The 13761-nt window shown below is 61.5% G+C and carries 15 protein-coding genes and 1 pseudogene; 10 read left to right on the top strand and 6 right to left on the bottom strand.

Annotated elements, in window-relative coordinates; all coding sequences use genetic code 11:
• Positions 1 to 90: 90 nt before the first annotated feature.
• The 7 genes from VKR55_RS02470 to VKR55_RS02440 all read left to right on the top strand — a co-directional run bounded on the left by VKR55_RS02470 (position 91) and on the right by VKR55_RS02440 (position 6703).
• Positions 91 to 1014 carry an ABC transporter permease gene (locus VKR55_RS02470; RefSeq protein WP_324399311.1) on the top strand — a complete coding sequence of 308 codons (924 nt, stop codon included), beginning with the start codon at positions 91 to 93 and terminating at the stop codon, positions 1012 to 1014.
• Complete coding sequence (locus VKR55_RS02465; protein WP_324399309.1) at positions 1014 to 1817, top strand: ABC transporter permease; 804 nt, start codon at positions 1014 to 1016, stop codon at positions 1815 to 1817. Before VKR55_RS02470 ends, VKR55_RS02465 begins: the two co-directional genes overlap by 1 nt.
• 28 nt (positions 1818 to 1845) lie before the next feature.
• Positions 1846 to 2910 carry an extracellular solute-binding protein gene (locus VKR55_RS02460; protein WP_324399307.1) on the top strand — a complete coding sequence of 355 codons (1065 nt, stop codon included), beginning with the start codon at positions 1846 to 1848 and terminating at the stop codon, positions 2908 to 2910.
• A gap of 11 nt (positions 2911 to 2921) precedes the next feature.
• Complete coding sequence (locus VKR55_RS02455) at positions 2922 to 4016, top strand: ABC transporter ATP-binding protein (protein ID WP_324399305.1); 1095 nt, start codon at positions 2922 to 2924, stop codon at positions 4014 to 4016.
• Between the two features lie 248 nt (positions 4017 to 4264).
• Complete coding sequence (pxpB, locus tag VKR55_RS02450) at positions 4265 to 4924, top strand: 5-oxoprolinase subunit PxpB (RefSeq protein WP_324399302.1); 660 nt, start codon at positions 4265 to 4267, stop codon at positions 4922 to 4924.
• Positions 4921 to 5898, top strand: coding sequence for a 5-oxoprolinase subunit C family protein (locus tag VKR55_RS02445; protein ID WP_324399300.1), 978 nt, complete (start codon positions 4921 to 4923; stop codon positions 5896 to 5898). The genes pxpB (VKR55_RS02450) and VKR55_RS02445 overlap by 4 nt, the downstream gene beginning before the upstream one ends.
• Positions 5899 to 5935: 37 nt before the next feature.
• Positions 5936 to 6703, top strand: a complete 768-nt coding sequence (locus VKR55_RS02440) for a LamB/YcsF family protein (protein ID WP_324399298.1) — start codon at positions 5936 to 5938, stop codon at positions 6701 to 6703.
• A gap of 36 nt (positions 6704 to 6739) precedes the next feature.
• On the opposite strand, the gene VKR55_RS02435 is transcribed toward VKR55_RS02440, so the two are convergent.
• Genes VKR55_RS02435 through VKR55_RS02410 form a run of 6 tightly spaced genes read right to left on the bottom strand, consistent with a single transcriptional unit; the run spans position 6740 to position 11414 of the window.
• The gene (locus VKR55_RS02435) at positions 6740 to 7162 is read right to left on the bottom strand and encodes an acetyl-CoA carboxylase biotin carboxyl carrier protein (protein WP_324399296.1); all 423 of its coding nucleotides are present in this window, start codon (positions 7160 to 7162) and stop codon (positions 6740 to 6742) included.
• Entirely contained in the window at positions 7153 to 8136 is a 984-nt protein-coding gene (locus VKR55_RS02430) for a 5-oxoprolinase subunit C family protein (protein WP_324399293.1), read from the bottom strand. Before VKR55_RS02430 ends, VKR55_RS02435 begins: the two co-directional genes overlap by 10 nt.
• A complete protein-coding gene (gene pxpB / locus VKR55_RS02425; RefSeq protein WP_324399291.1) occupies positions 8133 to 8795 on the bottom strand; it encodes a 5-oxoprolinase subunit PxpB in 663 nt (220 codons plus the stop codon). Before pxpB (VKR55_RS02425) ends, VKR55_RS02430 begins: the two co-directional genes overlap by 4 nt.
• Positions 8792 to 10147 (bottom strand): acetyl-CoA carboxylase biotin carboxylase subunit, encoded by a 1356-nt coding sequence (gene accC / locus VKR55_RS02420; RefSeq protein WP_324399290.1) that lies wholly within the window; start codon positions 10145 to 10147, stop codon positions 8792 to 8794. Before accC ends, pxpB (VKR55_RS02425) begins: the two co-directional genes overlap by 4 nt.
• Positions 10147 to 10617 carry an acetyl-CoA carboxylase biotin carboxyl carrier protein gene (locus VKR55_RS02415; RefSeq protein WP_324399288.1) on the bottom strand — a complete coding sequence of 157 codons (471 nt, stop codon included), beginning with the start codon at positions 10615 to 10617 and terminating at the stop codon, positions 10147 to 10149. Before VKR55_RS02415 ends, accC begins: the two co-directional genes overlap by 1 nt.
• A gap of 38 nt (positions 10618 to 10655) precedes the next feature.
• Complete coding sequence (locus tag VKR55_RS02410; protein ID WP_324399381.1) at positions 10656 to 11414, bottom strand: SDR family oxidoreductase; 759 nt, start codon at positions 11412 to 11414, stop codon at positions 10656 to 10658.
• Between the two features lie 132 nt (positions 11415 to 11546).
• On the opposite strand from VKR55_RS02410, the gene VKR55_RS02405 reads away from it, so the two are divergent.
• The 3 genes and pseudogenes from VKR55_RS02405 to VKR55_RS02395 all read left to right on the top strand — a co-directional run.
• The gene (locus VKR55_RS02405; protein WP_324399286.1) at positions 11547 to 12533 is read left to right on the top strand and encodes a LysR substrate-binding domain-containing protein; all 987 of its coding nucleotides are present in this window, start codon (positions 11547 to 11549) and stop codon (positions 12531 to 12533) included.
• Between the two features lie 97 nt (positions 12534 to 12630).
• On the top strand, positions 12631 to 13302 hold the full coding sequence (locus tag VKR55_RS02400) for a 4-carboxy-4-hydroxy-2-oxoadipate aldolase/oxaloacetate decarboxylase (protein ID WP_324399284.1): 672 nt from the start codon (positions 12631 to 12633) through the stop codon (positions 13300 to 13302).
• 86 nt (positions 13303 to 13388) lie between these two features.
• Positions 13389 to 13572 (top strand): annotated as a pseudogene (locus VKR55_RS02395) (hypothetical protein); the annotation flags it as partial.
• Positions 13573 to 13761 lie beyond the last annotated feature (189 nt).

Here is a 13761-nt window from a genome sequence, read left to right as displayed (position 1 = left end):
AAGACAATCTTGGTCCTGTAAGGTGTCCGCGTTTAAGCTTCACTTAAAGAAGGGTGGGTCTTTGTATCGCGCAGTCGGAGACGGCCAGCAATGACCAGCGACGAGGCGGTGGCTGTTGTGGGTGCCCAACCAGAGACCCGACAGGGATCGTGGTGGCGTCCCCACTTGCCCGCGGGGTTGCTGGCGCTCCCGATGCTGGTCTTCCTGACGTATTTCTTCTTCTATCCGGCAATAAGTCTGCTGTTCTCGAGTATACAAACCCAGAACAGTCAGGGGATTATCGGGCGCCCATTCACGCCGGTGCACTACGCGCGGCTCATCCACATCGAACTCTATGCGCGCGTGTTCTGGACGACGCTGAGGATCAGCCTGATCACGTCGGCGCTTGCGACCGTACTGGCCTATCCGGTCGCGCTGGTCATGGTGAAAAGCCGCCCGCTCGTCACCCGGATCATCACGCTCATCGTCATCGCTCCGCTGGTCGTCAGCGTCGTTGTGCGCGGCTACGGATGGCAGCTGATCCTGGCTAACGGCCCGAAGGGGATGCTGAACTGGATCCTGATGACCCTGCACATCGTCGAAGCGCCGGTATCGATCCTCTATACCGAGAAGGCCGTCGTCATCGGATCGTTACACGTTTTCTTCCCGATGATGGTCCTGCCGCTGGCCTCGGCGCTCGGCAAGATCGATCGCAATCTGGAGGACGCGGCTCGCGTGCTCGGCGCGCCGTGGTGGAAGGTCTTTCTGCGGGTGACACTGCCGCTGAGCATGCCCGGCTTCGTGGCGGGCTTCACCCTGGTGTTCTCGTTGACGGCCGGATCCTTCGTCATCCCCGCGATCCTGGGAGGGGCTTCCGCGCTCATGCTGGGCAATCTGATCGAGCAGCAGATCTTTGTCGTGTACGACTGGCCGTTCGGCGCCGCGATTGCCGTAGTGCTCGTGGGCGTGGTCTTCGCGGTCAATGGTTTCTCGATGTGGCTTCTCGAAGGCCGCCGTCTTCGGAGGCCCAGTTGATGGACGAGCATTTCTCAGGCTTCGGCGCCTATGTCCTCTACGCGATTACGGCCGCGATGATGATCTTCATCATCGCGCCGCTACTTCTTGTCATGGCGGTGTCGGTCTCTGATTCGTATTTCGTAACGTTTCCGCCCCAGGGTTTCACGCTGAAATGGTACATCAAGGTCCTGCAGGAACGTGACTTCCTTGAAGCGATGCGGCTGAGCATCCTGCTCGCGCTTAGCACGACAGCGGGCTCTCTGCTGCTCGGCGTGCCGGCGTCCTTTGCGCTGGTGCGAGGAAACTTCTTCGGCATGGCGGCCATGAAAGCCTTCTTGCTCTCGCCGCTGATATTCCCTGCCCTGGTAACAGGTCTGGCGCTGCTCCAGGTCCTCACAAAGCTTGGCTCGGAAGACGCGAGGGTGAACCTCCTGATCGGGCATGTCGTTGTGACTTCCCCATACGTCATCCGCACGGTCGTCACCAGTCTTCAGTTGGTAGACGAGAATTTGGAGGATGCCGCACGTACGCTGGGCGCGAACCGGCTGTGGACCTTTTGGCGTGTAACGCTGCCGCAGATCGCGTCTGGAGTCGCTGCCGGGGGACTGTTCGCCTTCATGGTGTCGTTCGACAATTACCCGGTCACCATGTGGCTCGCGAATTCCGAATACTCTCCGGTGCCGCTTGTGCTGATGCGGCAACTCGTCAACGTCTTTGATCCTTCCGTGCCCGCGATGTCGACGATCATTATCCTGATGGCGATGGTCGGCGTCATGCTGCTGGAGAAGTTGGTTGGCCTTCGTCGAGCGCTGGCCACCTAATGTACCTACTTAGATGGAGATTGGACCCATGAGACTGACGCGTAGGACTTTCATCAAGACCGGCGCATCCGCGCTTGCCTTCCCCACGATCATCAGCCGGGCGCGGTCACAGGGCGTCAAGCAACTGCAGGTTGGCGTCTACAACTCCGCCCTGGGCAAGCTGATCGAAACGGAGGTCATTCCCAAGTTCGAGGCTGAATTCAACTGTCGCGTCTTTACACTGGAAGGAGTGACGCTCACCAACATCGCGGCGCTTCGCGCGACGCGCGACACGCCGCGATACAGTGTCATGATGATGGATGATGTTGGTGTGCCTCAAGCGAAGCAGGAGGGGTTGATCGACAAGCTCGATCCCAACAAGATTCCCAATCTTGCGAAGGTCTATCCGCGCTACATCTTCGAGGACGGCTATGGCGTCGGGTTCTCGATCTCCAGTGCGGCGCTATTCATCAATCCGCAGGTGACGAAGCCGATCAAGAGCTACGAAGAGATCTTCGATGCGAAGTATCGCAAGCAGATCCTCTTGAACACGCCCAAGAACACCCAGAGCGTGCTGATGCTCATCGTCGCGGCGGCCCTTGTAACGGGCAAGCCGTTCAAGGAGGCTCAATACCTGGTCGACAAGGGTTGGGACAAGCTGGCTTCGCTCAAGCCGAACGTCCTCACGATTTATGACAGCGAGGCACAGGTGCTGCAGGTCGCCCAGGGACAGGCAACGATCGGCGGCATCGAGTATTCGAAGGCGATCTATCCCCACACCGCGAAGGGCGTTCCGCTCGACATGACGTTCCCCAAGGAGGGCACATTCACGGGTATCAACAGCATGACGCTGGTCAAGAATGCACCCGAGCCGGAATTGGGGGCCGCATTCATCAACCGCGTTTTGGAGCCGTCGGTCGCCAAGATGCTGTCCGAGCGAACGCTGAGCGCGCCTTCGGTCAGCGGTATCGACTTTAAGCCCGAGATTGCAAAATTCCTTGCATATCCCGAAACCAAGGCGACCGATCTCGGGCTCTTCACGCCGGATTGGAAGTTCATCGTTCCGCGTCGCGGCCCGTGGCTGGAGCGTTACAATGATGTTTTCACAAGCTGAGGCGGGTGGCCATGAAGTCTTCCGAAGTCAGGCTTGAACGCCTAAGCAAGGAATATGGTCGCGTGGTCGCGGTCGACGACGTGTCCCTGATGATCCAGCCCGGCCATATGGTTGCCCTGCTCGGTCCGAGCGGGTGCGGCAAGACGACCTGCCTACGCATGATTGCCGGGCTGATCCGCCCGACATCCGGTGACGTCTTCGTGAACAATGCAAGGATTACCGATGTGCCAGTACATCGTCGCAACATCGGGATGTTGTTCCAGAACTATGCTTTATTTCCGCATTTGACGATCGAGGAGAATATCGCATTCGGGCTGGAGATGCGCGGGATTGCCAAGGCCGAGGCCGCCAGGAAGGTGGCCGCGGCGCTCAACCTCGTCCAGCTTTCGAACTTTGGGAAGCGATATCCTGCCCAACTCTCGGGCGGCCAGCAGCAGCGTGTCGCGCTGGGGCGGGCGCTGGTGATCGAGCCCGCGATGCTGCTGCTCGACGAGCCATTGGGAGCCCTCGACAAGGGGCTTCGCGAAAGCATGCAGGTCGAATTGCGAGCCCTGCAGCGCCGATTGGGCCTGACCACCATCATGGTCACGCACGACCAGGACGAGGCCCTGACGATGGCCGACAAGATCGTGGTGATGCGCGACGGCAAGCTCGAACAAGTCGGGTCGGCGACCGAGATCTATCAGCGACCAGCCTCGAAATTCGTCGCGAAGTTCATCGGTGCGTCCAACCTGTTCGAAGGCAAGGTCGAGCAGCGCAATGGAGATGGCGCGATTATTCGCGTGTCGGAGGACCTGAAACTCCAGATCGATCAGGTTCCAGCTTCCGCTGCGGACGTGATGGTTTCGATCCGGCCAGAAGCGATCATCGTCGAGGAAGCCGATCAGGATGCTGGGAGCGGTCGCGCGAACAGCGTTGCCGCACGGGTCGATCAGGTCGTCTATCGCGGCTTTGTCAGCCATTATTATCTGAAGACGGCGAGCGGCGAACAACTGATCGTCTTCGAGCAAAACCAATCGCAGCATTCCGGACTCCGCTATGCGGTAGGCCAGCAGGTCGTCGCGCGCTGGAACGCACCAAGCAATCACGTGATTGCGCAGCACTGAACTCGGGGACGGAAGCCTGGAGACGATCGCATTCGGCCGCAAGCGCATGGCATGTGCTCGGCGGCGCGCATGGCGGTGCAGGAAAACGGGATGTCTCGCCAGCAATCGATATCCGCTATGCCCACAGAGCGACAACGTGTTGGTTTACTTCTTGCGGGTCATCTAGATTGGATACGGCGGCGTTGCTGCGCGTTTGATCTCCGGAGCGCCATTTGTCGATCAACCATCGTGCCTCTCCCTTCGTCGGCGTGCTCGAGAAGGATCCAAAGATCAGCCTGATCGGCACACTGGCCATGCTGGTGGAGGCACAGGGGGAGTTCGACCTCGTTCAACAGGGCCGCATCTGGTCGCTTGCCGACGTGCTCTCGTCCTGGCCCAACGTCGAAGAGGCTGTTGTTGGCGTGACCAACGTCATGCTCACGTTTGAGCAGCCGCCAGACGACGTCGGCGCCCTAGCGGCGTCGATTGTCGAACTGTGGCATCGTTTGAGCCCGCGCAATCCCGATGGCAAGCTGATTGAGATACCTGTTGTTTATGGCGGCGAACTCGGCTTCGACCTGCCTGCGGTCGTGGCTCGCTCGGGACTATCGGCACGAGAGGTTATCAGAATCCACAGTGAGGGTGAGTATACCGTCTGTGCGATCGCGAGCTCTCCGGGCTTCGGCTATCTGCATGGTCTCGATCCTCGCATCTTCATGCCGCGCAAGTCGGTGCCGTCGCTCAACATGCGCGCGGGTTCGGTGACGATCGGCGGGATGCAGACCGGTGTCGCGGCGCTCACAAGCCCGAACGGCTGGAACGCAATCGGCTGGGCCGAGATGACGATGTTTGATCCCCTGAGGAAGCAGCCGTCGCTGATGGTTCCCGGCGACCGTGTCAAATTCAGAATCGCTCGGATCGACCTGTGATCGAGATCCTGACCAGCCATGCATTCAATACGATCCAGGATCTGGGCCGTCGCGGTGCGCGCCGCTTTGGCGTGAGCACGTCCGGCGCCATGGATCCCGTCGCTCTCGAAGCTGGAAACGCGCTGCTCGGTAACGATGGTGACGCCGCAAGCATCGAGGTGCAAACATTTCCCTTCCGCCTGCGCTTCAACGCCGGAATCTCATTTGCGCTCACGGGCGCTGATTGTGATGCAAGGCTGGGAGATCGGGGCGTTCCGCCCTGGTGGTGTATGCGGGCGAGAGCGGGAGAAGTCCTCACGATTGGCTCGCCCAGGCGCGGCGCGCGCGTCTATGTGACGGTCGCCGGAGGGATCGACGTTCCCCGCGTGCTGGGCTCGCGGAGTACCCATCTTCGCGCAGCTTTTGGTGGGCTGGACGGACGCGCCTTGCAAGCGGGCGACGTCGTTCCGGTCGGAGGGCAGCGAGAAACCGCCGGCCGCTGCGATTTTGGCGCCGAACCACCTGAGTTGACAATCACGGAGTCGGATCCTTCGGACCAGGATCGCGTTCTGCGAGTGCGCGTCATGCGGGCCGGAGAGCACGATTTGTTTTCCGATGCGATGCGGGCCATTTTCTGGTCCACAAGATGGAAGATCAGCGCACAGAGCGATCGGGGCGGATATCGCCTCACCGGCGCGAAGTTGACATTGGCTGCGCCCGTCGAGATGCGTTCGCACGGCGTGGTAGCGGGCGTCGTGCAGGTGCCGCCGTCCGGGGATCCGATCATCCAGATGAGCGACGCCAACACAGCCGGGGGGTATCCGAAGATGGCCGCCGTGATCCAGGCCGATCTCTGGCGCCTCGGCCAGGCGCGGCCGGGATCATTCATCGCTTTCAGCGAGGTCAGTTATCAGGACGCCGTTGCGGCCATGGCTCCTATCAACGACTACATCGGAAGGGTGCGCGCGACGGCCGATCTTTATCGAGCGCTGTGAGTGGAACTAAGCAACAATCAAGAAAGGTGGTTCAAACATGAAAATCGGCATCAATTCGGACATGGGCGAAGGCTTCGGCAACTATCGCATCTGTGATGACGAGGCGCTCATGGAGATCGTCTCCTCCGCCAACGTGGCATGCGGCTTCCATGCCGGCGACCCGATCATCATGGATCGCACGGTCCGGATGGCCAAGGCTAAGGGCGTCGAGATCGGCGCCCATCCAGGTCTGCCGGATCTGCTCGGTTTTGGTCGCCGCGTTATCCAAATGGATGCAGCCGAGCTCGAGAAGCATATGGTCTACCAGATTGGTGCGCTGCAGGCGATCGCGACCAATGCAGGCCACCGCGTGACCCATGTCAGCTTCCACGCTGCGATGGGCAACATGGTGAACGCCGATCCGGACATGGCAGCCGTCGTCGCCCGTGCGATCGCAATCATCGATCGAGACTTCATCGTGTTTTCGCAGCCGGACGCCGAAATTGTGCGCGCCGCCCGCAAGGTCGGCCTGCGGGTCCTGACGCTCTTTCTCGCCGATCGTGCCTATGACGAGAACGCCCATCTTGTGTCCCGCAAGCTGCCTAACTCGGTCATCACCTCGCCAGAGGCCGTGGCGGAGCGGGTTCAGAGGTTTCTGGACAGCGGTACGGTCAAGACGATCGAGGGCAAGTCGATCAAGGTCGAGGCGCGCTCGATCCTCATTCACAGCGACACTCCCGGCTCCGTCAACCTCGCGGGCACCGTACGACGCGTGGTGGAGCAGGGTGGTGGCGAGGTCGCCCCGGCGACGGTGTTGGTCAACTAAGCGCAGTGATCACCGCTTGGCCTGGCATGCCGTCGTTCAAGCCGAGCAGTTCCCGGCGATGGGACGAATCCTGGCGATCGGCGTTCCGTAGCCGACGGTCGCACCTGTCTCTGCGAGGACAGCATCGAGGATGCCGTCAGCGGGGGAAAGAACCGGCGCATAGATCAGGCCGACTTTGACGAGGCCGACGATGGCGCCGGCTTCGATCCGTTGGCCGGGTTCGACGAACGGCTTTGCCCGCCAAGGGTGCCCGGCGAGGAAGCGCCCCGCGACGTCCGCCATCGCGACGACGCAGCCATCTTCATTGGGGCCGGATGTGACCGCCGGCACTGGCGAAGACGCGCCGAGCTCCACGACGAGCTTCAACGATTGCTCGTTGTCCTCGATCTCGATGGACGCGACGCTGTATTTCTCCAGGAGCTTCGCCAGATGTTCGATATGGGATGCATCTATCGGCATCGGCGAAGCTCCTGGAGAAGTCGAACGTCGGTCCTGAGCCGGTCAAGATAAGTCGAGACATCGGCCTCGGCGGCAAGTGCATCCGCATACGCTGTTTGCTCGAATCGTAGTCTGCCGCCAAGCTTCGCCTGCCCGACGCGCCAAAGGTCAGCCCTGATCACGGTTGCGATTTTCGGATAGCCGCCGGAGGTCTGGGCATCGCGCATCTGGATGATGGGCTGCCCATTGGGCGGGATTTGGATGACGCCGGGGACGATGCCATGAGAGCGCTTTTCGATCGGCGAGATCGGTTTCACGGCAGGGCCTTGCAGGCGGTAACCGTAGCGGTTGCTCTGTGGCGTAATCTTCCAACTGCTGCGCCAAAATAACTCCTGTGTGGCGCCGTCGAACGCTTCGTATTCGCCGGCGATCACGACCCTCACCAAAGTATCGTCGGCCGGCACATGCGACCGGGCGAGGATGATGTCGGCCGGCTCGATCCCGAGCTCTCCGATGCCCGCCGCGGGATTGGGTGTGGAGCAAGGCAGCATATCTCCCGGCTGCAGCGGTCGCCCGTGAAAGCCGCCGAACTCGCCGCGAAACTGGGTGCTCCGTGATCCCAAGACCATTGGAACGTCAATGCCGCCGCTGACGGTCAGATAGGATCTTGCGCCACGGGGCATCGCCTTCAGGCTGAGAATGTCTCCAGCGCGCGCCTGCGAGCGCCACCACGGCAGGATCGATCGTCCTCCGATCTCCGCCTCGACCTCTGCGCCCGTGAGCGCGAAGGCCATATCCTGGCGGAAACGAAGCTTGAACGGCATCATCGGGATCTCGATGCCGGCCGCATTCTCGTCGTTGGCCAGCATGATGTTGCCGGCGCGCAAGGCGATGTCGTCCATCGCGCCAGACGTGCCGACCCCAAAGCGATACTGGTCGAGGCGGCCGAGGTCCTGGACGCTGGTCGGGCCGAGAACGGTCAGAATCTCGATCAAGGAAGCACCCGTTCGATCTCGAAGCGGATGGTGTCGCCCGGTGCCAGCGCCGCCGGTATTGCCCGGGATGGGTCGAAGAATTTCCAGGTCGTATGCCCGATCGCATGCCAGCCGCTGGGGCCCGGTGAAGCGGATACCCCGGTCTGGGATCCGCCGATGGACACCGAGCCGCCGGCGGAACGTTGGAGCGGCGTCTGACGCCGCGGCATGGAGATACGCGGGTCCATGCCGCCGAGGTAGCAATAGCCGGGATGACTTCCCAGCGCGAACACGGTGTAGAGGGGCGCGGCATGGATCGACACCACGTCGTCGACGGACAGGCCGGTATAATCGGCAACGGCCTGGAGTGACGAGCCAATCTCACCACCATAGGTGACCGGCAACGTGATCTCGCGGCCTCCGATCCCACGCTCCCGCGCTTCGTCCCAACCGTCGTTGAGGGCCGCGATCAGCGACTCCAGCTCGCGCGGGGGTGTTTCAAAGGTCAGCATCAGATTGGTGATACCCGGGATGGCTTCGCGGATTCCGGGCCATTTTGAGGCTGTCGCGGCGAGAGCCCAGATTCGCCTTTGGTGCGGCAGGTCGAACGTGCCGGGCGCCTCGAACAGGAGGGCGGTGGTGCCGAGAAGGCTGATCCGTGGTCGATCGTGAGCCGTCATTTCGCAGCCATCCGCTTGGTCGTCCAATGCTCCAGATAGTGGATATCATAACCGCCCCGACAGAACGTCGGGTCCGCCAGAATGGCCTGATGCAGCGGCACATTGGTCCGGATGCCCTCGGCGTGCAGCTCGGACAGCGCGACACGCGCGCGCGCCAGTGCTTCATCGCGGCCGGCGCCATGGGCGATGAGCTTGCCGATCAATGAATCGTAGTGACGCGGAACATTGGCACCGGCGACGATGTGCGAGTCGATGCGGATGCCGATGCCGCCGGGAAGATCCCAACGCGTCACCACGCCTGGTGAAGGCGCGAAGGTGACCGGATCTTCCGCGTTGATGCGAAATTCGACCGCATGACCGATCCGCGCGATGTCCGCCTGCGAGATCAGCAACGGCTCGCCCCGCGCAATGCGAATCTGCTCCTTGACGATGTCGATCCCTGTGGTCATCTCGGTGACCGGGTGCTCCACCTGGACGCGCGTGTTCATCTCGATGAAGAAGAACCTCCCATCTTCATAGAGGAATTCGAAGGTGCCTGCGCCCCGGTAACCGATCCGCCGACAGGCTTCGACACAGCTCAGTCCAACACGTTCGACGAGCGCGGGGTCGATGCCGGGCGCGGGGGCCTCCTCGACGACCTTCTGATTTCTGCGCTGGAGCGAGCAGTCGCGGTCCCCGAGCCAAAGATGGTTGTCGTGCTGGTCGCATAAGACCTGAATCTCGATATGGCGTGGTTTTTCGAGAAACTTCTCGATGTAGACGGCGGCGTTCTTGAAGGCCTGGCTCGCTTCTGCGCGTGTTAGCGTGACCGCGTCATCGAGTTCATGCTCGGCGCGCACAATCCGCATGCCGCGCCCGCCGCCCCCGCCTGCTGCCTTGATGATAAGGGGATATCCAATCTCCCGCGCGATGGCGTGTACCTCTACCGGATTGTCCGGCAAGGAGCTGTCCGGGCCAGGCACGCAAGGGACGCCAGCCACCCGCATCGCTCGTTTGGCCGCGACCTTGTCGCCCATCGTTCGTATGCAGTCCGCTGGTGGGCCGATGAAGGTGAGGCCGGCCTGTGCAACCCTGCCGGCGAACTCCGCGCTTTCCGACAGAAATCCGTAACCCGGATGAATCGCCTGCGCGCCGCTGACTTCCGCCGCGAGCAAGATCGCTGCTGGATTCAGGTAGGTGCTGCTCGCCGAGGCCGGACCGATGCAGAGCGCTTGATCTGCCAATCTAACGTAGCGCGCGTCCCGATCCGCCTCCGAATGAACGACGACGGTCTTGAGTCCCATCGTCCGGCAGGCGCGCTGGATGCGAAGCGCGATCTCGCCGCGATTGGCGATCAGGACGGTATCGAACATCAGGAGGGGCCTGCGGGTCGGATCCGGAACAGCGCCTGTCCCGCCTCGACCTCGTCACCGTTGTCGGCGAGGATCTCAAGGACGACACCGGGTGTCTCAGCGGCGACGTCGATGAACGTTTTCATCGCTTCGATCATGCATATCTTCTGGCCGGCCTTGATTGTGGCGCCGATCTCGACCAGCGGCGGCTCGTTCGGCGCCGCGGCCCGATAGAAAACGCCGTGCATCGGGGCGGGCACGACGGTCTCTTCGACATCCGACACGCCCGGCGAGGGGATCGGCTCGTGCCGGGAAACGCGCATCCCATCTGATCCATGCAGGGCACGACGCGGGACGGGATTCTCCTCACGCGGCGCCAGGCTTTTCAGGATACGGACGCGCGTTCCATCTTGCGTCAGCTCCAGCTCAGCGATGCGCGATCGCGAGACCAGATCGACTAGCTGTTCGATTTTAGCGAGATCCACGATCATCGCCCCTGCCTAGCGTATCGATTTGCGCCTCTCGACGATCATGCCGCAGTTTGCCGATGCCTCTGAGCGAAGTTCAGGCCGCCCACGACTTGCTGGGTCGGCAGTACCTCCATGAACGCGACATTCATGCGCGCGGGTGAGCCAATCGCGAAGCCGATCGCGTTGGCGATATCTTCGGGCTGCAATGCATCGTAGTCGTCGAAGAAGCGGCGCTTGGCCTCGGCAAGGTCACCCAGTAGCCGTCCGAAGACTTCCGTCTCCACGCGCGCCGGCGAAACCTCGGTCACGCGAACTTGCGTGCCGTAGAGATCGACACGCAATTGCTGCGAGAGCGAATGGATGCCCGCCTTCGTTGCGTGATACACGGTATTGCCGCCTGCGAAGGCATAATGGCCGGCGATCGATGAGATGTTGACGATGTGTCCGCGGTCGCGCTTGGCCATGCCGGGTACGATCAGGCGGGTCAGATGCAGGACCGCGCGGAGATTCACGTCGATCAGCGCGTCAACATCATCAGGCGTGGTGTCGAGGACGTTGCCGCGACGGGACTGGCCGGCATTGTTGACGAGAACGTCGAATTCGACCGATTTTGCCAGCGCCGTCAGCGCATCAAGGTCGCTGACATCAATGGCGCAGACGTGGCACCCAGTCTCGGATGAAAGGCTCGCCAGCCGGTCCGCATCCCGCGCCGCCGCATAGACGTCTAGCCCTTCGGCGCTCAGGCGGCGAACCGTCGCGGCCCCGATACCCGAAGATGCGCCCGTCACCAACGCCGTTCGATAGTCCGAAAATCCCATTGGTTTGCGGCTCCTCCGTGCAGCCTTACCTATAGGCCCGGCCGGTTCCAGGTGGTAAGAACATTTCGTTCTAGTCCCATAGCTCCAGCGTATTGCTGCCGCCATGATGACCTCCTCGCTGGGAACCCTGTATTGGATACTCGCCGCCTCGAAGCCTTCGTCAAAGTCGTCGACCTCGGAAGCATGTCGCGCGCGGCGAAGCTGCTCAATATCGCGCAGCCGGCGTTGAGCCAGCAGATCGCCAGCCTGGAGGTGGACTTCAAGCGAAAGCTGCTGGACCGCAGCGCCAGAGGCGTCAGGCCGACTGACGCCGGTCGAACCCTCTACCGCTATGCCAAGTCGATCCAGCGGCAAATTGATGAGGCTCGGCGTACCATTTTGGACAACCAGCCCGAGCTCACCGGCAACATCACGATCGGCCTGGCGCCGCTCAGCTCGGCGACTTTGCTTGCGACCCCGCTGCTGATGCAGGTACGCGAACGCTTTCCCGGCATCGTGCTGCACATTTACGACAGTTTCGGGATCGTGCTCAGCGAAATGATGCTGAAGGGCAGTATGGATATGGCTGTCCTTTACGGCGATCGTCCGGTGACCGGTCTCGATTACAAGCCGCTGATGCGGGAGGACTTTTTTCTCGTCGCGCCGCACAGCATGTGTTCGGAGCTGCCGCAGTCGGAAAGCGTTTCGGCGGCGGAGGTTGCGCAATTCGACCTCCTTCTTCCGTATCGGGAATCCTTCCTGCGGCAGGCGGTGGAGCGGGCCTGTGCCGAGGTCGGGCTCCGTCCGCGCATCGTCGCCGAGATCCATTCGCAATCGGCCCTCTCGTCCGCGATTGCAGCCGGAATGGGTGCCACCGTGTTGCCCATGTCCATCGCAAAGGTACTGCCGAATTTTGACGAACTCTGTATTCGACGGATCGATGCGCCGGCGGCATCGCTGCAAATGTCGCTATGCATCTCTGATAACGTTGCTTTGTCCGATGCCGCATTTGCCGTTTACAAGATATTGCTCGAGATCATCGTCAAGAACTGGGGGCAGTTCGATTGCTCTGCCGGTTCAAATGCCGTCACTACGTGCGCCCCAACATCGCCTCTGGGCGCCTCGAAGGACGAGCCATAACGAAATGCGATGCGGCAATCCTAAAATCTGAATTTCTCCAACCTGAGACGATCGATTATTGGGGGTGAAACGCAGATTGCGGACCCTTGGAGGGACCATGGTTCACGTCATCAGAACATTCGATCGGCCCGCCGCAGAACTCGTCGAACGCATCAAGCAATTTCCTCCATCCACCCTTCATGAGGCGCAGGGGCGGACGGGTGCGCTGACGTCTCGGATCAAGCCGATCTATTCGGGAATGCGCGCCTGTGGGCCGGCGCTTACGGTGAGCTGCCACCCGGGCGACAACATGATGCTTATCACGGCGATCTCGCTGGCCAAACCGGGCGACGTGCTCGTGGTGAGCGCGGGCGACCATCCGGAGCAGGGCGGTTTCGGCGAGGTGCTATCGACAGCCTGCGTCGCCAGGGGGATTGCCGGCCTGGTCACGGATGCCGGCGTGCGCGATGGACCGGCGATCCGCAAGACCGGCTTCCTTGTTTTCTCCTATGGGCTGTGCATGAAGGGCACCGTCAAGGAGACCCTTGGTTATATCAATCAGCCGATCGTCATTGGCGGCATTGCCGTCCGGCCCGGTGATATCGTCAGCGCCGACGACGACGGCGTGGTCATCGTGCCCAAGGAGAACATTGCCGAGGTTTGCGCCAAGTCGGCCGCGCGCGAGGAAAAGGAAGCCGGCGTCATGAAAGCCCTTAAAGCTGGTGGCGACATTCTCGAATTGTCCGGCATTGGCAAGGTGCTTGAGTCCAAGAATTGTACCTTTGCCTGAGCGGGAGACGGCGGGCGACTGGCCCGACATTTCTCTGCAGGCGATGCAGATCGATCGCTTCGGCGTGACAGGCGAGAGGAGACTCCATGCCGCCCATTCTTGGTTCGGGTGAGCATCGTTACCGCGTGGTCGAGAACTGGGCGAAGCTGCCCGATGGCTGGCAACTGACCGACGTCGCTTCCGTCGCGGTCGACAGCAAGGACCGCATCTACGCCTTCAACCGCGGCGCCCATCCGATGGTGGTGCTCGACCGCGACGGAAATTTCATCAATGGCTGGAGGGAAAAAGGGTCTCGTGATCATCGCACGGGACTTCGATTTGGCCGAGTTGACCTCCTTTTCGTCGACCTATCCCGCCGACATCAGGCCCGCGCTGAGAAACTCATTGAAGCGCGCCGGGTAGCGCGCCGCAAATGAGGACGCAAAACGTCTCGTTTGAACCGTTGGCGCGGATCGCATC

This window comes from Bradyrhizobium sp., assembly GCF_035309285.1.
Classification (GTDB): domain Bacteria; phylum Pseudomonadota; class Alphaproteobacteria; order Rhizobiales; family Xanthobacteraceae; genus Bradyrhizobium.
This window is presented reverse-complemented; position numbering and strand designations above follow the sequence as displayed.